At 61.7% G+C, this 19,530-nt stretch carries 16 protein-coding genes; 6 read left to right on the forward strand and 10 right to left on the reverse strand.

Going from position 1 to position 19,530, the window contains the following annotated elements:
- Positions 1–21: 21 nt before the first annotated feature.
- The 8 genes from ACA043_RS11715 to tssB form a co-directional block, all read right to left on the reverse strand.
- Positions 22–660 carry a YopT-type cysteine protease domain-containing protein gene (locus tag ACA043_RS11715; protein ID WP_497659266.1) on the reverse strand — a complete coding sequence of 213 codons (639 nt, stop codon included), beginning with the start codon at positions 658–660 and terminating at the stop codon, positions 22–24.
- Positions 661–717: 57 nt separating this feature from the next.
- The gene (gene tssH, locus ACA043_RS11720) at positions 718–3,258 is read right to left on the reverse strand and encodes a type VI secretion system ATPase TssH (RefSeq protein WP_497659267.1); all 2,541 of its coding nucleotides are present in this window, start codon (positions 3,256–3,258) and stop codon (positions 718–720) included.
- 1 nt (position 3,259) lies between these two features.
- A complete protein-coding gene (tssG, locus tag ACA043_RS11725) occupies positions 3,260–4,285 on the reverse strand; it encodes a type VI secretion system baseplate subunit TssG (RefSeq protein ID WP_187680236.1) in 1,026 nt (341 codons plus the stop codon).
- The gene (tssF, locus tag ACA043_RS11730) at positions 4,249–6,042 is read right to left on the reverse strand and encodes a type VI secretion system baseplate subunit TssF (protein ID WP_497659268.1); all 1,794 of its coding nucleotides are present in this window, start codon (positions 6,040–6,042) and stop codon (positions 4,249–4,251) included. Before tssF ends, tssG begins: the two co-directional genes overlap by 37 nt.
- Positions 6,026–6,469 carry a type VI secretion system baseplate subunit TssE gene (tssE, locus tag ACA043_RS11735; RefSeq protein ID WP_497617658.1) on the reverse strand — a complete coding sequence of 148 codons (444 nt, stop codon included), beginning with the start codon at positions 6,467–6,469 and terminating at the stop codon, positions 6,026–6,028. Before tssE ends, tssF begins: the two co-directional genes overlap by 17 nt.
- 15 nt (positions 6,470–6,484) lie before the next feature.
- Positions 6,485–6,982 carry an Hcp family type VI secretion system effector gene (locus ACA043_RS11740; RefSeq protein WP_007911046.1) on the reverse strand — a complete coding sequence of 166 codons (498 nt, stop codon included), beginning with the start codon at positions 6,980–6,982 and terminating at the stop codon, positions 6,485–6,487.
- 74 nt (positions 6,983–7,056) lie between these two features.
- Complete coding sequence (gene tssC, locus ACA043_RS11745; protein WP_497659269.1) at positions 7,057–8,538, reverse strand: type VI secretion system contractile sheath large subunit; 1,482 nt, start codon at positions 8,536–8,538, stop codon at positions 7,057–7,059.
- Between the two features lie 30 nt (positions 8,539–8,568).
- On the reverse strand, positions 8,569–9,111 hold the full coding sequence (tssB, locus tag ACA043_RS11750; protein ID WP_249486702.1) for a type VI secretion system contractile sheath small subunit: 543 nt from the start codon (positions 9,109–9,111) through the stop codon (positions 8,569–8,571).
- Positions 9,112–9,338: 227 nt separating this feature from the next.
- Here tssB and ACA043_RS11755 point away from each other — a divergent pair, with 227 nt between their 5' ends.
- From ACA043_RS11755 to tssA, 5 genes are read left to right on the forward strand one after another with little or no spacing between them, the layout of a single operon-like run.
- Positions 9,339–9,785 (forward strand): type VI secretion protein, encoded by a 447-nt coding sequence (locus ACA043_RS11755; RefSeq protein WP_489880024.1) that lies wholly within the window; start codon positions 9,339–9,341, stop codon positions 9,783–9,785.
- Between the two features lie 46 nt (positions 9,786–9,831).
- The gene (tssK, locus tag ACA043_RS11760; RefSeq protein ID WP_489880025.1) at positions 9,832–11,163 is read left to right on the forward strand and encodes a type VI secretion system baseplate subunit TssK; all 1,332 of its coding nucleotides are present in this window, start codon (positions 9,832–9,834) and stop codon (positions 11,161–11,163) included.
- 18 nt (positions 11,164–11,181) lie between these two features.
- Entirely contained in the window at positions 11,182–11,946 is a 765-nt protein-coding gene (locus tag ACA043_RS11765; protein ID WP_401270968.1) for a DotU/TssL family secretion system protein, read from the forward strand.
- On the forward strand, positions 11,943–15,764 hold the full coding sequence (locus ACA043_RS11770; protein ID WP_497659270.1) for a type VI secretion system protein: 3,822 nt from the start codon (positions 11,943–11,945) through the stop codon (positions 15,762–15,764). Before ACA043_RS11765 ends, ACA043_RS11770 begins: the two co-directional genes overlap by 4 nt.
- Positions 15,761–16,843, forward strand: a complete 1,083-nt coding sequence (tssA, locus tag ACA043_RS11775) for a type VI secretion system protein TssA (RefSeq protein ID WP_497659271.1) — start codon at positions 15,761–15,763, stop codon at positions 16,841–16,843. The genes ACA043_RS11770 and tssA overlap by 4 nt, the downstream gene beginning before the upstream one ends.
- Here the strand turns inward: tssA and ACA043_RS11780 are convergent.
- Positions 16,840–17,808, reverse strand: coding sequence for a 2-hydroxyacid dehydrogenase (locus tag ACA043_RS11780; protein ID WP_497659272.1), 969 nt, complete (start codon positions 17,806–17,808; stop codon positions 16,840–16,842). The genes tssA and ACA043_RS11780 overlap by 4 nt on opposite strands.
- A 172-nt stretch (positions 17,809–17,980) precedes the next feature.
- A complete protein-coding gene (locus ACA043_RS11785) occupies positions 17,981–18,364 on the reverse strand; it encodes a tautomerase family protein (protein ID WP_497617666.1) in 384 nt (127 codons plus the stop codon).
- Between the two features lie 611 nt (positions 18,365–18,975).
- Between ACA043_RS11785 and ACA043_RS11790 the strand changes: the two genes are divergently transcribed.
- Entirely contained in the window at positions 18,976–19,341 is a 366-nt protein-coding gene (locus ACA043_RS11790; protein ID WP_497659273.1) for a DUF6124 family protein, read from the forward strand.
- Positions 19,342–19,530: the final 189 nt, after the last annotated feature.

The following is a 19,530-nucleotide window of genomic DNA, read 5'->3' on the forward strand; positions in this document are numbered from 1 at the left end:
ACGCTCGTGGCGCCTTTTGCGTCAGCTGAAACCCCATATCCGATAACCTTTCGACAGACCCTGACCGTATGCTGCTGCCACGGCGGTCATGCACAGCGCGACGCCCTCACTGCCTTCCAATGAGAACTCGCCGAAATTGGGGTCGAAAAAGAAACAGCTGCTGCTCTTGCCGAAGAATGCCCAAGGCCTGAAAAAGGCCACCGAGTGCCCGCCCAGCGTGCCTTTGATCGACAAAATGAAGTAACGGCAGGACGACGTCAGCACGACCTCGCCGATGGATTTTCCGGCCGCGGCGAAGCTTTGAAAGGCTTCCGCTTTGTGGCTGGCCAGTGTTCCCACGCCACCTGTTCTCAGTGCCGTCAACGTTGCCGGTGAGGGCGACTTCGGCGTGTCGCCACTGATGTCCACGTAGTCACTCTGAAAGTCTGAGGCTTGCCGTGCGGTGTGCTGCTCATGCAGCAAGCCGGTTTTCAGCGTCGGATCGACAATTTCCTTGAGATAGTCGTTGCCTTTTTTCTTGGCGATCAGCCATGCGGTGCTGACGCCGCGACAGATGCCATCGCGATTGTCGCCAACCAGTAGCAAGAAGCTGGATTGGCCAAAGTTATAGACGCCTGCGCCATGTCCCGCAATCTTGGTACAAATAGCTTCGTAGCTCATGTTGCCTCCTTGGTTCCAGCCACACGCCTGTGCCAGGTGCCCCGTGGCTGTGCCGGACTACTCCAACACCCACTCCGCCAACTTCCCCGTCACCTGCGTCATCAACACATTCTCGACATCCCGCGCACCCGCCGCGCTGCATTTGGCGAGCACCGCTTTGACAATTCCCGAATCGAACTCGAACTGTTTGCCCGTCGCTGCTTTATAGCGGCCACGCAATTTCTCCAGCTTCGCCAGCACAATCCCTTCCAGCGTTGCCTCATCCAGTGGTCGATAGGCAACCACGGTCATGCGTGCCAGAAACGCCGGGCGGAACGCTTGCAGCAAGACTTTATGCAGTGCTTCGTTGAAGGCCTCACTGCCCAGTTGTGCCACGGGTGTATCCAGTAAAAGCTCAGCGCCGACGTTGCTGGTGGCCAGCATCACGGTGTTCTTGAAATCCACCACCAGCCCCGTACCGTCCTCCATCAACCCCTTATCGAAGACGTTGTAAAACGCCTCCAGCACATCCGGATGGGCCTTTTCGATTTCATCGAGCAGCACCACCGAATACGGTTTGCGCCGCACCGCTTCGGTGAGTACGCCGCCACTGCCATACCCGACATAACCGGGCGGGGCGCCTTTGAGTTGGCTGACGGTGTGCGCTTCCTGGTATTCCGAGAGATTGATGCTGATCAGGTTGCGTTCGCCGCCGTACAACGCATCGGCCAGCGCATAAGCCGTTTCGGTTTTGCCGACGCCGGTGGGGCCGACCAGCAGGAACACCCCGACCGGTTTTTGCGGATCGGTCAGCCCGGCGCGATAGGCCTGCAAGCGCTGGGCGATGGTATTGAGCGCGGTGCTCTGGCCCATCACTCGTTGGCCCATGCGTTGTCCCAGAGTGCGCACGGCGTGGGCTTCGTCGGCGAGCATTTTGCCGACCGGAATACCCGTCCATCCGGCAATCACAGCGGCGACGGTTTTCGCGTCGACCTGTTCCGGCACCAGCGGATCGTCCTGGCGGATCGCATCGAGTCCGGCCTCAAGGCGCAGCAGTTCGCCAGCCAGATGATCGATACGGCTGTCGGTGGTTTCATCGGGTTTGTCACTGTCGGCACGCTCGCTCAGGTCGAGCAGTTCGCGGCGGGTGTCGAGCAGTTCGCGCACAGCCACGCGCTCTTCGCCCCAGCGGGTTTCCAGTTCGCGGATCGCTTGCACGTTAGCGCTGGATTCGGTTTCAAGCAGGGTGATGCGTTCGCGGTGATCCAGGCCGGTGGCCTGTTCGCGGCGCAAGCGTTCGACTTCATCCTTGAGGCTGTTCTGCCGGTGGCGCAGGCTTTCCAGTGGTGGCGGCACGTCATGCTGGCCGAGGGCGACCCGGGCGCATGCTGTGTCGAGCACGCTGATGGCTTTGTCCGGTAACTGGCGGCCGGAAATATAGCGGTGCGAGAGTTTCACCGCTTCATGGATCGCCGCGTCGAGCACTTGCACACCGTGGTGCTGTTCGAGTTTGGCGGCGACGCCTCGGAGCATTTCCACCGCAGTGATCTCGTCCGGCTCTTCAACTTGTACAAGCTGGAAGCGGCGGGCGAGGGCCGGGTCTTTCTCGAAGTATTTTTTGTATTCCATCCACGTTGTTGCGGCGAGGGTACGCAACTCGCCACGGGCCAGCGCCGGTTTGAGCAAGTTGGCTGCATCGCTGCCGCCCTCGGCCCCGCCTGCGCCAATCAATGTGTGGGCTTCGTCGATGAACAGGATGATCGGTTTGTCGGCATTGCGTACCGCGTCGATCACGCCTTTGAGCCGCTGTTCGAACTCGCCTTTGACCCCGGCGCCGGCCTGCAAAAGACCGAGGTCGAGCACCCGCAGACTGACTTCCTGCAACGACGGCGGCACGTCCCCGGCGGCGATGCGCAGGGCCAGGCCTTCGACCACGGCGGTTTTACCCACGCCCGGTGCGCCGACCAGGATCGGATTGTTCTGGCGGCGGCGAAGAAGAATATCGATGCACTGACGGATCTCGCCGTCGCGGCCTACGATCGGATCAATGCGTCCGGCGTGGGCATCGGCGGTCAGATCCTGGGTGTATTGATCGAGTACCGAGTCCTGCCTTGGCGCTGGATTGCCTGAGGATGACGCACGCGCACCGACATGCTCACGAGATTTTTCCGTCCACTCCAGCAGATTCGCACGCAGGGCTTCCTTGGGAATTCGCAGCAACGAGGACGCACTGTTAAGCAACAAACTGCGGCGCTCGTCGCGGTCTATCAACGCCAGCAAGAGTAGCCCGGAACGAATGCTGTCGATCCCCAACACACTGGCCTGCACCACTGCATCTTCCAGTAACCCCAACGTGTGCGAAGACAGTGCCGGCGTGCGCGTGCTGCCAGCCTTGAACAGCTCCAGAGCCTTGTTGATTTCCGCCGTCAGCGCATCACGTTCCAACCCGAACCGTGGCAACAGAAAGGCAAAATCACCGCCCTCGATGTCGAGCAGCTCCAGCAGCAAATGCTCGATTTCGACAAAGTGATGCCCGCGTTGCAAGCAGCGTTGCGCGGCGCGTTCGAGGGCGCGGCGGTTGTCCGGGTTAAGGCGTCCGATCAGGCTGGCCAATTCCATTTCAGGTGATCTCCGGCTGACGAAGACGGGTTTCAATGCGCTGCACGGCGAGGCTGGCCTGACGTTGCAAACCGCCGTTCCAGCTCACCAGTGCCGGCGCCTGACGACTGAGTTTCATCGGCCCGGCACCGCGGATCAGCAGCACCAGCGTCACGTCCAGGTCCGGGCCGAAATACAGCGCGGCGAGGCTGGCCAGTGCCGGATGGGCCTCGCCGTCCGGCAGGAAACGCCCGGCCTGCGCCGAGGGCAGGGGCCCGAGCGTGAGGCGAATGCCGGCGTGTTCATCCCACACCCGAGTACCGGCGACGGCGCTGCGCCCCAGTTGCAGATTGCGCCCGCCGGGCTTGATGACGCTGCGGCTCGTGGGTGGAATCTCGCGCCAGGCGCCTTCGTAGGCGCTCAGCTCGACCGGCACGGCAAACTGCTCGCGCACAATCGCGGCGAACCCGGCCAGCGAGCGGCGGCCATCGGCAAACAACGCTGTGCAGGCCAACACTGCGCAGTCGGGAACCGCTTGGCGTTCTTGTAGAGACTTGGGCAGCAATCCGGTCAGCGCGCGCAGTTGCGCCTGTACCGGCGACGCGCCCGGTGTGACAAAACCGAGCGCGATGCGGTGTTTGCGCATTACCTTGTAGAGCAAACTGAGCAGGCGATGCTGGAACAGATCGAGAAATTCTGCCGGTGCATGATCCTTGGCCCGCGCCCGTTGTTGCAGCCATTCCTGATACGCGTAGGGCAGGGGGCCGTCGGGGCCGCCGAGACCGAAGATCGGTGTATCGAGGGTCAGCGGTTCGCCCGGTACCTCGTGCAGGCCTTCTATCTGGCTGGCGGCGAACATCGGCGTCAGTGGGCCGCGCAGTTTCAGCGCTTCCGCTTGCGGTGCGGTGCCGCTGCCCAGGGATTGCGCTTGCGGTTGCTCGCGCTCGAGCAGCAGCAACGCCTGCAACCACTCGAACGCTTGCGGATCGCGGCGCAGACGCTGGCTCAGGGTCAGAGCGACAGGGGCATGCCGGCTTGGGGTTGCCATGCCTTGATCTCCTTGTCTTCCTGCATCAGCACCGTGCGCACAAAGCGATTGGCCGTGGCGTACACCGAAAAGAACTGCGCCAGCACCGCCGAAAACAGTACCGCGCTGCTACCGACAAAATGCTGTGAATCGAGCTGCAATTGCACTTCAAGACCATTGCGCCAACCGCGCCAGGCATCGACGCCGACATGGCCGATCACCCGTTCGCAACTCAGACTAAACAGGCCTTCGATCTGGCGCAAAGCGCTGCTTTCATCGCGCAGGTTATGCAGATGCAGGATCTCCTTGAGGGCATCGAGCGCCTGCGGCCCTTCGACCAGTGACAGATGATTGAGGGTCAATTGCGAGACCAGCCGCCAACGCGAATCACCGTCCAGGCGCGGCAAGCTTTGCGGGCTCGGCGAGTTGCGCAGGCGGGCCCAGGCCACCGGGCCGGGGCGTTCGAAACCCAGCGGGGTACCGGCGGGCAGGCTCTGGGCGAGGTGCCGATTGGTGCACAGCAACTCGGCTGTCAGGCTGTAATCGGGCAGATCGGTTTGCGGTTCGAAACGGGTATCGACCACGCTCACCAGCAGATCGCTGCCGAGCCGGTTCGGGGTCATGCCGCTGACTCGCCGGGCATGCCAGTAACGTTGTTGATCGCCGCCGCTGTGCTGACTGCCGTAATAGGCGGGTAGCCGCTGCACGCCGGCGCTGGAACTGGCGCGCATGCCACGAATGCTGTGGATTTCGACGCTGTTCTCGCGATGGCTGTCGGCGATCAGGCGGTACTCACTTCGGGTGCCGTCCGGGCGCAGGGGCTCGGAGGTGCGCGGGAACAGGTTGATCACTGGCGCGCAGCCCAGAGCAATGTCACTGGCCTGCAAATGCAAGCGACTGGTCGGCGCACGGTCGAAAACGATGTACAGATACAGCGTCGGGCTGTCACTGGCGACACCGCTCAGCGGCAGATCGAAAAAGTGGAATTTATCCGGAAAGGCGAAGTACTCGGCCAACAGACGCATGCCCGGATGCACGCCGTCTTCATCGGGCAACATGACTTCGTCATCGCTGAAACCGACAATTTTCGGCAAGCCTTTCAGTGCAATCGGCACACTGCCCGGCGACCCTGCCAGCACCTGCACCGCATGGGCGCCGAGCAGGTCGTAAAGGCAGGCATTGACCACCGGCGACGCGGCCAGGTGGATGCGCAATTGCTCAATCCCAAGTTCTGCCCATTGGCTTTCGCCAAGGCAGCGCAGGCTCAGGCGCAATGCCGAGCGCGATTGCGCGACACCGGTCAGCGCCTGCGCTTCATCACTGCCGAGCAACAGCGCTTCGCTCACTTCGATCGGCCACAGACACACGGCGGCCGAGGTACGAAAGTGGATGCTCTCGCCTTTGCTGGTGGTCACGAACAGCGGCGTGTCGCGGGGCAGGGGGTAGCCCTCGTCGAGGTTGCCTTTGCTCGGGTCTGGCTCGAACTGGACAATCGCGCAGGACGGCAGCGGGCGCATGGCCAATGGATACAGCTGCTCAAGCAGCGCATCGCTGAACTCGGCGTAATCGTCATCGAGCCGTCGTTGCAGACGCGCCGCCAGCAGGGCGAAACCTTCGAGCAGACGTTCGACATGCGGGTCGGGGCATTCGCCGGGGGACAGTTGCAGGCGCCGCGCGACTTTCGGATAGCGCTCGGCAAACTGGCCGCCGGCATGCCGCAGCCAGGTCAACTCCCGTTGGTAGTAGTCGAGCAGTTGCGGGTCAATCGAGTCGCTCATGGCGCACCTCCAGCCCCTGACCGCCGGGCTCGATGACAAATGCCACCGGCCAGTGCTGCTCGCCACTGCGCATCTCGCCGACCAGGCGAATGCTCATTTTCTGTGGTTGCTCGGGCAAGGGATTGACCTGAACTTCGCCCAGTTTCAGGCGTGGTTCGAAATGGGTAATGGCTTCGCGGATGTCCCGCGCCAGGCGACGGCGATCATCGCTGCGTTGCTGTTGCAGGGCACTCCAGTCGGCGATGCCGTAGTCGATTACGCTGGGTGGGTCGGTCAGTGCGCGCGGGCCACGGCGGGTGTTGAACAGGCGTCCGAGCTCGGCGTGCACCGAGTCGAGCAAGTCCTGCCGATCGAACTCCCGCGTGCTCTCGGTCTCGCTGGAGGCGAGGCGTTCGAACAGCGGCGGGAGCATGCCGGTGCCTGCCATGGCCGTCGCGCCGGGTTAGCTGACGAGCTTGTTGGCGGCCATGTCCCACGTCGACGCGGCGGTGCCTTCCTTGGTGCCGTCGTCTTTCTGCGCGGTGAGTTCCCATTTGATCTTGGTGAAGTTCAGCGAAACGGTTTCCACCGGTTTGCCCCCGGTACCCCCGCTGACGCTGACGTTCGACAGCACCACGTTGGTCAGGGTGTAGACGATGAACGGCATCAGTTGTCCGCTGCCTTCGGCGGCGTTACGCCCAATGGTGATGATGGCTTCGGGGATCGGCTTGCCGGCGCAGCAGTATTCGTTGAGGGACGGTGTCGAGCTGTCAATGAACTTGGTCACGGTGAATTCGCCGACGTGGGGTTTGCCGGAGGTTCGCTCCGAGTTGCTGACGTCGTTGGTCACCTGCATCGCCACGTTGTGGCTGTAGGACATGACTTCGATCTTGTCCGCGAAGCCCTCGAGCAGGCTGTCGCCTTTGATGTCGCCGCCGAGGTCGAGAATGATTGCATCCATCGCTTGAAACTCCTGAAAGGTGTCGCGCTAGATAAGGGAACAGCCCCCGCCGCACGGCGGCGGGGGCGAGCAGGTCAGGCCGCTACCGGTGGTGGCAGGGTCGCGACCAGGCGGATCGACGCCGTCAGTTCCTCAAGCTGAAAGTGCGGCCGCAGGAACACCGTGGCCCGATAGGCGCCCGGCTTGCCGGGGACTTCGGTCACGTCCACCCGCGCTTCGCGCAACGGGTACTGCGCCTTGATTTCCTGCGGCGCGTTGTCGTTGATCAGCACGTAATCGGCGATCCAGTTGTTGAGGTAGGTCTGCACGTTGTCGCGGGTCATGAAACTGCCGACCTTGTCGCGCATGATCACCTTCAGGTAATGGGCGAAACGCGAGGCGGCGAGCACGTACGGCAACATCGCCGAGATCCGCGCGTTGGCGTTGGCCTCGTTGGTGTTGTAGACCTTGGATTTATTGGTGGTCTGGCCGCCGAAGAACACCGCAACGTCGCTGTTTTTCTTGTGGCACAGGGCGATGAAACCGAGGTCGTTGAGCTCTTTTTCACGGCGGTCGGTGATCGCCACTTCGGTCGGGCATTTGAGCGACAAGTCGCCGGAGCTGGTGCGGAAGGTATGTGCCGGCAGGCCTTCGACCGCGCCGCCGCCTTCAGCGCCACGGATCGCCGCACACCAGCCGTACTTGGCAAATGCTTCGGTAATGCGCTGCGACAGGGCCCACGCGGCGTTGCCCCACAGGTACTTGCTGTGGTCGGTGCCGTTGACGTCCTCGACGTAGTTGATGCCTTCCACTGGCGACGTGTCCGGGCCGTAAGGCAGGCGCAAGAGGAAATGCGGCAGCACCAGCGACACGTAGCGCGAATCTTCACTCTCGCGGAACGAGCGCCACTTGATCAGCTCCTGGCTCTCGAAGACTTTCGACAGGTCACGCGGTACGGCCAGTTCAGTGAAGCTGTTCATGTCGAACAGCCGTGGGCTGGCGGCGGCAATGAACGGCGCGTGGGCCGCGGCGGCGACGTTCGACAGTTTCTCCAGCAGGCCGATGTCCTGCGGGTGCCGACCGAACGTGTAGTCACCCACCAGCAGACTGAACGGGTGGCCACCGAAGGTGCCGTATTCCTCTTCGTAGATCTTCTTGAACAGCGCGCTCTGGTCAAATTCGACGGCTTTTTCCAGGTCGTTTTGCAGCTCTTTCTGCGTGACATTGAGCAGACGCAGTTTCAGCCGGGTGCTGGTCTCGGTGTTTTGCACCAGCAGATGCAGGCCACGCCATGAGGCTTCAAGTTTTTGCAGGTCGGGGTGGTGCAGCACTTCGTTGAGCTGGGCGCTGATCAGCTCGTCGATCTGGCTGATTCGGTCGTTGATCATCGCCACGGTGTCCTTGTCGATGGCCATGCCTTCGTCAAGCACCTGAGTGGCGAATTCCGCGAGCATGTCACGGGCGTATTCCTGCTGACTGTCATCGTGGGCCATACGGCCGTTGAGAATGATCTGGTCGAGCAGTGAAAGTGTCTCGGTTGTACTGTCGCTGGCTTGATTCTTGGCGGCGGCGGGCATGACGAATTCTCCCCTCGGTTAATTGGACAATCAGGCTTGCGGTTCGGCCGGGGCCTCGGCATCAGCTGCCGGGGTAGCGGTGTCTGGGCGAGCCGATTTGATTTCCTGCAAGCCTTCGGTGTTGGCGATCACGTCGCGCAACAGCTTGTCCAGGTCATCGTTGCCGTCGAGTTTGGTCAGCAGGTCACGCAGGCGCTGACGGGCCTCGAACAGACGACGCAGCGGTGTGACTTGCTCCACCACCTTGACCGGATCGAAGTCATCGATGTGTTTGAAATTGAGTTCGATGTTGAGCTTGCTGTCGTCGCCACTGAGGGTGTTGTTGACCTGCAGCGTTGCGCGCGGGGCGATGGAGGCGAGCACCTCGTTGAAATTGTCTCGGTCGATTTCGGTAAAACGCCGTTCAGTCAGCTTTGCCAATGGCTCAAGCGGCTTGCCGGAAAGGTCGGCGAGGATGCCGACCACCAGCGGCAATTCCTTTTTCTCGATGGCGTTGCCGATTTCGACGTCGTAAGTGATTTGCACTCGGGGCGGGCGGACCCGGTCGAGCTTGTGCTGAGTACTTTCTGCCATGACGGCGGACTCCGATGCGATGGGCGGGGGCAATGCATCGGGGAGGCCCGTTCATCGCTTTCCCTTGCTGGACCGTAGGTTAGAAAGGGAGGCAGATGACCTGTCGTTCCTTTGACAAACCTTCTTGATTCGGCTGTAGGAACCGAACTACCCAAGACGCTAGAACAGGTCTATAAAAAAGCAAGCAAAAACATTTTTCGACAGACTCGAGAAAAGGAAAATTCATTTTGTCTGGACGACTTTTTCTAACGTTGGCGTTTGCGGTGCTGGCGGGCTGCTCCTTCTTTGGGCCGAAGGTGGATCTTGACAGCCTGACCCTCGACGTCGCCCCCAAGGCGAATGACGACACGCCGATTGCCGTGGACTTCATTGCCGTCAACGACCCTGACCTGCTCAAGCAACTGTCCGGCATCAGTGCCAGCCAGTGGTTCGCCGGGCGCGAGCAGTACCAGCGCGACTATCGTCAGTTGATGAGCGTGTGGGGACTGGAGCTGGTGCCGGGGCAATTCATCGACCGCCAACCGTTCCCGCTGGAGGGCAAGAAGGCTGCTGGACTTTTGGTCTTCGCCAGCTATAACACACCCGGAGCACACCGATTACGCCTCGATGATCAGCGCGAGGCATGGCTGAAATTCGACAGTCGCGAGATGAATCTGGTCAGCCGGGAAAACTGAAAAACACCGCTCGCCGCCGGCTTGCGGCAGGGTCGAAAGGAGTCGTATGAGTCTGCTACCTGACGCGGTTTGCTGGCACGAAGGCATGCAATTGCTGCCGCAGCATTTTCAGTTGCAGGGGCTGCGCGCCGAAGCGCTCGGCGCGCATCTGGCGCAAGCCTGCAATCCGTGGTTCTGGGGCGTCAGTCATATGGAGTTCGACCCTTCGGCGCTGAGCGCCGGGGTGGTGCGGGTGTTGTCGTTGCAAGGGACGATGCCCGACGGCTTGCCGGTGGATTTGCAGGCCGGTGTCGGGCCGACGCTGGAACTGGACGTCAGCGCGGCGATCGACACCACCGACGATGCCACCGTCACCGTGTTTCTGGCGATCAGCCCGATGTGGCGCGCCGGGCAACTGCTGCCGCTCAAGGGGCGGATGCAATCAGTGGTCGGCGAGGCCTTACCCGATCTCACCAGCGGCGAATTCCCCGAATCGATCACGGTCTGGCGACCCAATCCACGCCTGTGTACGCAACTGAACAAGGCCGACTCGATCTGCCTGCCGTTGCTGAAAATCCGCAAGGAGGGCGGCGGCTTTCTGCCGTTGTCCTATACACCGCCGACACCGATCCTGTTGCCGGAATCCGCACTCGCTCGGCGCATCGCCGGGCTCTGCGCGCGGGCGCGGGAGAAGTGCCTGTTTCTCGGCGGCCGCTTGCGTCAGGCGCAACAGGCCGGCAACCAGGACGATGCGCTGGAAATCCGCCGTCAGTTGACCGCGTTGTGGGCGCGTCTGCCGGAAGTCGAAGGCACGCTGAACAGCCGCATCGCTCATCCGCAAACCCTGTATGTGCAATTGCTCGGCATGGCCGGGGCGTGGGCGGCGCTCGATCCGCTGGCCGGTGTGCCGGCCTTTGCACCGCTGGATTTCCTTGAGTTGCAGCGCGGCTATGACGCGGTATTGCAATGGCTGGAAACCACCCTCGAACTGATCCGTGCCGGCTATCACAGCCTGCCGTTCGAACGCAGCGAACAGAGCTTTTCGATCCAGTTGCCGGACGAGCAGCCGAGCCAGCGTCTGGTCATCGGCCTGCGCATGCCCAACGGTGCCAGCGAGCAAGCCGCGCTTGACTGGCTGCGCGGCGCGATCATCGCTTCGGCGCCGCACATTGCCTTGCTCAGTCGTCAGCGCATGAGCGGTTTGACGCACCAGGCCATGAGCCGCAGCGAGCAGGTGGCCTACAGCGTCGGCGATGACACGCGACTGTTTGTGGTTACCGCCGAAGGCGCGTGGTTCGACGCGCAACTGCCGTTGATGATCGCCGCGCCTGCTGCGAAGCTGACCAGCAGTCCGTGGCAAGTGGTGCTGTTTGTCGCCCAGAACAGTGAAAGTGCCTGATCACACAAGGAACGCCGTATGTCGCAAGGAAGTGCCGCAAGCCTGGGGTTGCAGGACGCACCGTTGAGCAGCGCGTTCCGCCAGACATGGCAGCAATGGCAACAGGACTGGGTGCAATTGCCCAAGGACAGCGAGGACGAAGCGGCGCTGGTCGAGACGGTGGTCGAGCTGTCCACCCAGGCTTCACAACGTTTGTGGCGCACCGCGTATTCGCGGGTCGGTGACTCGGCAACCGAACAGGTCAAGGCACTGGTTTATGCGTTCGTTGCACTGGTCGACGAAACCCTGCTGTTCACGCCGTGGCCGGGGCAGGGCGCCTGGCAGGATAAGCCGCTGGAGTCGCGCCTGTACTCCAGCCGTCAGGCCGGCGAGCAACTGCCGGCAGCGATTCAAACCCTTCTCGACGAACAACAACCGACCACCCGCGATCTGGCCAACGTGTATTTGCAGTGCCTGATTCTTGGTTTCCACGGCCGTCTGCGCGGTGAACACAGCCAGGCGCAACTGGAAAAATGGCGTCTGGCGCTGTTCAACTTCGCCTGGCAAGACGAAGCCACCTATGCCGACGTCAGCCGCCGGTTGGTACAACCCTCGCTGGCCACACCGTTGCAGTTGCCGGTACGCACCGCGCTGCCGGATGGCTTTCGCCTGACCCTGGGCATTCTCGCCATGGTGTTGCTGTTGACTGCGCTCGGGCATTGGTTGTGGCGTGACATCGGCCAAGAGCTGGCGCCGTTACTGCAAAGCGGTGAGGTGCAGAGTGCGCCGGAGCAAGACTCATGAGCCCGCTGACGATCGTCGCATGGGTCGTCGCGTTGCTGTTGTTGCTGGTGATCATCGGCGTGGCGGTGTGGTGGTTGCGCACCCAGAGCGGCGCGGCGATCCGCAGTTTCTATGCGTCCGTGCGCCATATGGAACGCGACCAGGGCAACCTCGACCGCTATCAACTGCCGTGGCTGCTGATGCTCGGCGACGAAGTGCAGGGCACACAACTGGTAACGGAGTGGCGCCTGCAGCCGACCGACAAACCGGCGTGGTTCGGGCGCTGGTGGTCAGACCCCGAAGGCGCGGTACTGGTGGTGCCGCAGGCCTTGTTTCTGCCGGATGACGGCATGCATTTACAGCGCGGCAGTTGGTGGCGGCTGCTGGGCCTGATCTTGCGGCTACGCAGCAAGCGGCCGCTGGACGCGGTGATTTGGACTGTACCGGCCAGTCGGCTGAGCAATCTTGAGCAAGCAACACAGTTGGGGCTGGCCGCTCGCCGGCGCTTCATCGACCTGCTGCAACGCTTCGGGCTAAGCGTACCGGTGTACGTGATTGTCACCGGTCTTGAGGAGTTGCCGGGGTTTCAGGAACTGATCAGCGCCTTGCCGGAAGAGGCCAGCGAAGCCACGTTGGGCTGGTCGTCACCCTATGCGCGCGATGCCGTCTGGCAGGGCCAGTGGAGCGATCAGGCACTGGATCGCCTGCACCGGGCTGTGGCTGAGGCAGTGATCGAAATCGGCACCTTGTCCGGGCAGCTGAGTGCGGATTTATATGCCTTGCCGGATCGTCTGGAGACCTTGCGCCGCGGTTTGCAGAACGTGCTGGAGCCGGTGTTTCAGGGCAATGCGCAAGGTGAAGCGCCGTGTTTTCGCGGCGTGTATTTCACCGCCAACGTGGCCGGTGAAGAGGCGCAGGACGGTTTTGCCGTGGACGACAGCGGCTTGCAGCGCAGCGCGTTTGCCCGGCAGTTGTGGCGCCAGCGCCTGGTTGGCGAGCGAGGTCTGGCGCACAGCGTGCCGCGCCTGTTGCGTCTGCGCCAGCGCTGGCAACGGCTGACCGCGGGGATCGCGCTGGTGGTGGGGGTAGTCTGGGCGGTGGCGATGCTGTGGGTCTGGCAGGCATCGGTCAAGGATGCCCACGAACTGGCGCGGCAGATGCAGGGCGCACAAAAAGGCTACGTGGCGATCAGCGATGAGGCGCAGCGGATCGACTCGACCCGGCGCAACGTGCAGACCTTCTGGCGGGTACTGGAACGCGCCCCGCACTGGAACTATGCCTCGCTGGTTTTCCCGACGTCGTGGTTTTCCTCGCTCGACAACCAACTCGAGCAGGAAGTTTTGCAGTCCACTCAGCGCCATATGGTGGTGCCGTTGCATGACCTGCTGAGCGCGGAGCTGGCGCAGATCAAGGCGATCCGCAGCACCGACCGGCGCAGCAGTGTCGAAAGCGACGACCCGGCGCAGTGGCAGAACTATCTGAAAGCGACCGATCTGGTGGATCGGGCGCTGCGTCTGGAGCAGCAGAACCAATTGTTCAATCAGGTGCAAAACAATCAGCGCACCCCGCTGGACGATTTGGTGCAACTGAGCAACAACGCGCTGTCGCTGAACCTCAACACCGGCACCTTGCCCTATGCGGCTTACTACAATCGGCTGCTGGTGGCAGGGGAAGACGGCAGTTTGCAGGCGCTCGACCTGAGCGTCGACCGGCCACTGATCGTCAGTCATTTTTCCGGATTGATGCAGCGCTGGCTGGATCAGTATTTTCTCGCCGACAACTTTGTCAGCAAGGCCGGTTATCTGAAGTTGCACCTGGATCAACTGGAGGCAGGCAGTGGCAACAGCCTGCGCGATCTTGAAGACCTGACCGCGCTGGTCGACGATCTGCAAGCGGCGATTGCCCTGACCAATGCGACGTGGAGCCGGGGCAAGGGGCAGGAATTGGTGCCGGGTTATGGTGATTTCCTCGCCAAAGTGGGCAAGAGCACTTTGCTGGGCGCCCAAGTCCAACAAGACCTCGACACGCAAGCGTCACGCTTGCAGCAGAGTTTCCGCGATCAATGGATCGCCCAGATCGGCTCGCGGGACAACCTGCTGGTGCAGCAAGCCAGCGGGCAACTGGCCTTGCAAGATCAAGTGGTGAAGCTCGATAGCGCAATACAGGCGCTGTTCAAACGTGACTTCGTTTCGGTCGCCCTGCGTGCCAGCGAAGACAACGTCAATATGCAAGGTCAGACCGTGGACGGCGATGACCTCAATGAATCGCTGAAATATTTCGCCGACTACAACAGCTACATCGCCGAAGAACTGCCACGCATTCCGCCGGACTATCGTGTTGCGGTGCTTAAAGCCGCCGAGCGTGCCGCGGCCCAGGTGATGTGGTTGAGCCTCAAGGATCACAACGATCAGACGCATCCTTACGCCGTGTTCAACGTTCAGGCCGAGCAAGCCATGGACTTGCAGAAGGCCTTCGTCGAGGTGCATCGCCCGGACCTCGCCACGCGCCTGCAAGCGGCCCTCAATCGCCGTGCCATGGCGCAGATTGTTGGTGGTCTGGATGAAATCACCGCGCAACCGCTGTTCGGCGGGCGTGCCGAAATCAGCCAGTGGGACGGTTCGAAAAACCTCGGCCTGGAACTGTTCGGCGCCAGCGATGTGCAGGATCTGAAGCTGAGCCTCAAGCAGCAGTTCAACACCATGCTCGGCATCACTGAACGACGGACGTCATCGCTGCAGTGGCTGATGACGCAGCAGCCCAATCTGTCGGCGCTGGATTATGAACGCGTGACGCAGTTCAGTGCGCTCAACGACGAACTGCGCAAATACAAAGAGGCCAACCCGGCCAGTTCGCCAGCGCAGATCGAGCAACTGGTCAGCCGGGATTTCATCGAAATGGACGTCAATTCCTGCCTGCAAATGTTGCAGACCGCCAACCTTGCCGGCGGACGCGGCACGTTGGCGATGCGCGCGGTGGAGTTGCAACAGGAAGCCATGCAGCGTTGCCAGATGCTGCAAGTGCAACAGGCCGCTGCGGCGTGGAATGAACTGGCCAACTACTTCAATCAATATCTGGCGGATCGTTTTCCGTTTGCCAACGGCGTGCAGATGCAGGACGCCGACCCGGCGCGGGTTGAGTATTTTCTGCAGTTGATCGACAAACGTTTGCCGGTCGCTCAGGCCGGTCTGGCCACCAACCAGACTCCGGAACGCCTGGCAGCAGCGGATTTTCTCAACCGCCTGAAGCAGGCCAGCACCTGGTTGACGCCGCTGTTCGTGCGCGACAAGAGCGGCATCCTCGGTGTCGAGCTGGACGTGCGCTGGCGCACTGATCGAGATGATGAACAGGGCGCCGATCAGGTGATTGCCTGGGGCTTGCTCGCTGGCAATCAGCAGATCAACTATCCGGCAGCCGAGCAACCGAACCTGCGCTGGATGGTCGGCCAACCTATCCGCCTGACCCTGCGTTGGGCGCGCAACGGCAAGGAACGCCCGGTCAATGATCCATTGCAACCGAATCTGGTGGTGCGTGATCTGGAGGCCGGTTGGGAGTACGGCGGGCCGTGGTCGTTGCTGCGCCTGATGCGCGCGCATTTCTCGGTGCAGCGTCAGCCGAACGTGGATTACACCGATTTCCCGCTGACATTGCGTTTGCCCGTGACCGGCTCGCCCGACAGTGTCACCAGCGACTTCACACGAATGTTCGTGCGCCTGTCGCTGATGAGCCAAGGCTCAAAGCTGCCGCTGTCGATAGCACCATTGCCGACTCGCGCGCCGCGTTCGCCGTTTCAGGTGACCGGCAGTACAGCCGCTCTTGAATCGCAGAAGGAGGACTTGTGAGCCTGCCATCGACTACGTTGCCGGACTTGATTGACCAGTTGCTCACGCCGATCAGCGCGGACGCGCCGTGCGGCGTCGATTTGCGTTATGAACGCGAGTTCGACCAATTGCGCGACCTGCGTCGTGAAGACGACGCCAGCCTGCCGACCGGCGTCTGGCAATCGACGCTCAAGCGCGCGAACTGGCCGGACGTCGAGAAACTGACCACGACTTTGTTGCTGGAACGCAGTAAGGATCTGATGCTCAGCGCCTGGCTCGGCGAGGCGTGGCTGCACCTGCAAGCGCTGGACGGCTTGCCCGGCAGTCTGGCGCTGGTCGCCGGTTTGTGTGAGCGCTTTCCCGAGCACCTGCACCCGCAGGCCGAGGATGGCGACCAGTCGTGGCGGGTGATTCCGCTGGAATGGCTGGTGCGCCGGTACAGTGAAATATTGCTCACTCGGGTGCCGTTGTTCGGCAGCCGCAACAGCGATTTCGAGGCCTACACCCTGGAAGTCTGGCGGCGTTTGCAGGTACAGCAGGTGCAGGCCAACGACAGCAAGAACGCCAAGACCTCGGCGGAAACTGCGCGCAATGAACAGAAGAAACTCAACGAGCAGATCCGCGCCACGCCACTGGCCTTCTGGCTGCGCACTCAGGGCAATCTGCTGCTGAGCCTGCAACACCTGCAACGGCTCGACACCTGGAGCGATGCCTTTCTCGGGGCTCTGGCGCCGGGGTTGCGCCCCCTGCAGGACACCATTCAGGCGTTGCTGAAACTGGTCCAGGAGTTTATCGCCATGCACCCACAACAACCGGCACCGCCACCCCCTCTGGTCGAAGCACCCGTTGCCGTCGCGCAGCCAGAAGAAACTGCGCCGGTGGCCTTGGCCTTTCGTGAACCGGCCAATCGCGAAGAGGCGTATCGTCAACTGCTGCTGATCGCCGAATACCTGGCGCGCACCGAACCCCACAGCCCGGTGCCGTACCTGATCCGGCGCGGGGTTGAGTGGGGCAACAAACCGCTGAGCGAATTGCTCGGTGAGCTGATCAGCGCCGACGCTGAGTCGCGGCGCTTGTGGACGTTGCTCGGCGTACTTTAGTGCACGCGCTGGCTGCTGAGTTTTGGCGGTAACTGGATCGGCGTGAGCACCGGTTGCCCGGAGAAGAACGCCACCAGGTTTTTCCCCACCAGCTCCACCGTGCCTTGCGTGGCTTCCGGCGAGAGACCGGCAACGTGGGGCGTGAGCAGCACATTGCTCAGGGCTTTCAGCGCCTGCGGCACTTGCGGCTCATGGTCGAAGACATCCAGCGCCGCACCGGCAATGCGCCGCTGCTCAAGCGCGGTTATCAGATCCGCCGTGGCAATCACACTGGCCCGGGCGATGTTGACGATGAAACCTGTCGGGCCGAGCGCATCGAGCACCGCACGGGTCACCAAATGCTGAGTGCCGATTCCGCCCGGCGTGGCGACGATCAGGAAGTCCGAGGCCCGCGCCAGTTCCGTCGGTGTCGAGCAGAACGCGTAGGGCACGTCGCTGCGCACCTGGCGGCTGTGATAACTGATCTCCATATCGAAACCGAGGTTGGCGCGTTTGGCTATCGCCAGCCCAACCGCACCCAGCCCGAGAATGCCAAGGCGCTTATTGGCCAGCGACGGACGCATGATCTTCGGCCATTCGCCCCGACGCACAGCGGCATCGCAGTGCGGAATATCCCGAACCAGCGCCAAGAGCATGGCCATCGCATGGTCAGCCACCGACGAGGCGTTGACCCCGGCGCCGTTGGTCACAGTAATTCCCCGGTCGCTGGCGGCTTGCAGGTCGACATGTTCGTAACCGGCGCCAATCACCGTGATGATTTTCAGTGAGGGCATGGCGGCGATTTCGTCGGCGGTCAGGCCCAGCGGGCCACGGGTCAGCACCGCGTCAATGCGCGGGCCATGGGTGGCGATGGCTTGCGCGCGTTCGGCAGGCGTGGGGGCGAGGATCAGGTGAAAGCCCTGATGCTCGAGAATCGGCAGGTAATCATTGATGGTTTCAACGAGTACCAGAACGGTTGCGGGCATTGCGCGGCTCCTGTGATCGTTGTTGGTTCGGTCGCGAAAGTCGTTGCAGAGTGCTGATTCCAGAGCGGTTTGGCAATGGCCGGACGTTGCTCCGTTCCAGCAGTGTAGGAGCTGTCGCGGGGAGCGCGCGGGCGCTTCGTCAGAAGGCTTTCGTGAAGCTTGGCTCAGCAGATCACGTGACGTACTGCGCGATGCCATTGCCGAACGACCAGTTCTCTTTCTTCACTTCCACCAGATTGATGAGCACGTCCTCCAGGCGCACCGCCAGTTGCGTGTGCAAGCTTTCGGCGATGGTTTTGAACAGCAGTTGTTTCTTCTCCACGGTGCGCCCTTCGCTGATGGTGATCTGAATGAACACCACGCCATCGCTGCGCGGGATGCCGAGGTATTGCGGGTCGTAGATCAAGTGCTGACTGTCGTGTTCGGCGAGGATCTGGAAATTGTCGTGCTCTGGCACATCAATCGAACTGCGCAGGGCGGCGTAGATGAGTTCGCCGACGCGCTTGGCGAAGGTGGGGTCGGGGTTTTGTCTGATGTCGACGCGAACGAGGGGCATGGGCAGAGACTCCGCGGGGCAGGGGGACTCATTCACGCTAGACCATTTGGGGCTGATTTGAAGTATCCGGTGCCTGGGTGGACGTCATCGCTGGCAAGCCAACTCCCACAGGGATTCGTGATTTGGCCACGATTGCGTGAACAGCGCATAACCCTGTGGGGGCGGGCTAGCCGCGAAGACGCCGGCAGCCTTCACAAAGCACAACTTTTTTACAGCAATCTGTCAGGCGATTCGTCATGTTCTTGGGTTGATAAACGCAATTTGATGCGTCCGTTTAAAGACACCCGAAGTTACGTGCCAATGCCCACAAATTCTTGCGCCGTTGCCTACGCGTACGCCAGAATCCGCCGGCTTGTGCGCCTGGAGGGTGGTCGGTAACTTGGTCTGCATCACTGATTTCCAGTGATCGGGCTTAGCGGCCCGATATGCATCCCCGGTTGTACACAAGTCCTATCAAGTCAGACTTTTGTCTGCGCTCGATGGTGGCTGTGCGCATGGCATCTTCGGATGCGCCGGGTTTGGGATGCTTACCGGTCCGCTAACTTGCGCACAGCTGCCACCCTTTTGCTTAGCGGCGGAACGGTTGCAGCCCTTACAAGAGGGAAGCACCCATGTTCAAGGTAACGCCAAACCCGCCGATCTTCGATCCGGCATCCCCCTACGAATCCCCCAACTCCAAGAAATTCCACGAAGCCGCCGAGCGCGCCCTCGACCATTACCTGGTTCCTTCAGTCGCCGAGATCATGGCCGCGCCCTACGTCCCCAATCGCCTGTACATGGCCAACCCGGCCGCCAGTAACGAAGCCTTGCTGGCCGACGCCAGCGAAACCCTCGGCTCGGTCAACGTCACGCTCAACAACTTCGCCGCACTGCTTGAAGGTACGCATCGCCAAACGGCGCTGGGCATTGCGCAGAACGTGATGCTGGCTGAGCTGGCAGTCAATCAAGTGCTCGATAAATGGGTGCCGGCGCAGTAGACCCAAGCGGTGGCGGGGCGTTTGGCTCCGCCGCTGTTTTTAGTGCGACTCTGTATGAGGCTGCCTACCCGACTCCCGGATTTTGCCTACAAATCCGCCGGATTCGTCCGCTATCAGGCACGGGATGAATAGGAAATCATGAGGGTACAAAGTAGTCCCGGCAGTCATTGCCAACAGCCAAGGAAGGCG

It is taken from the genome of Pseudomonas sp. LBUM1648 (assembly GCF_059716145.1).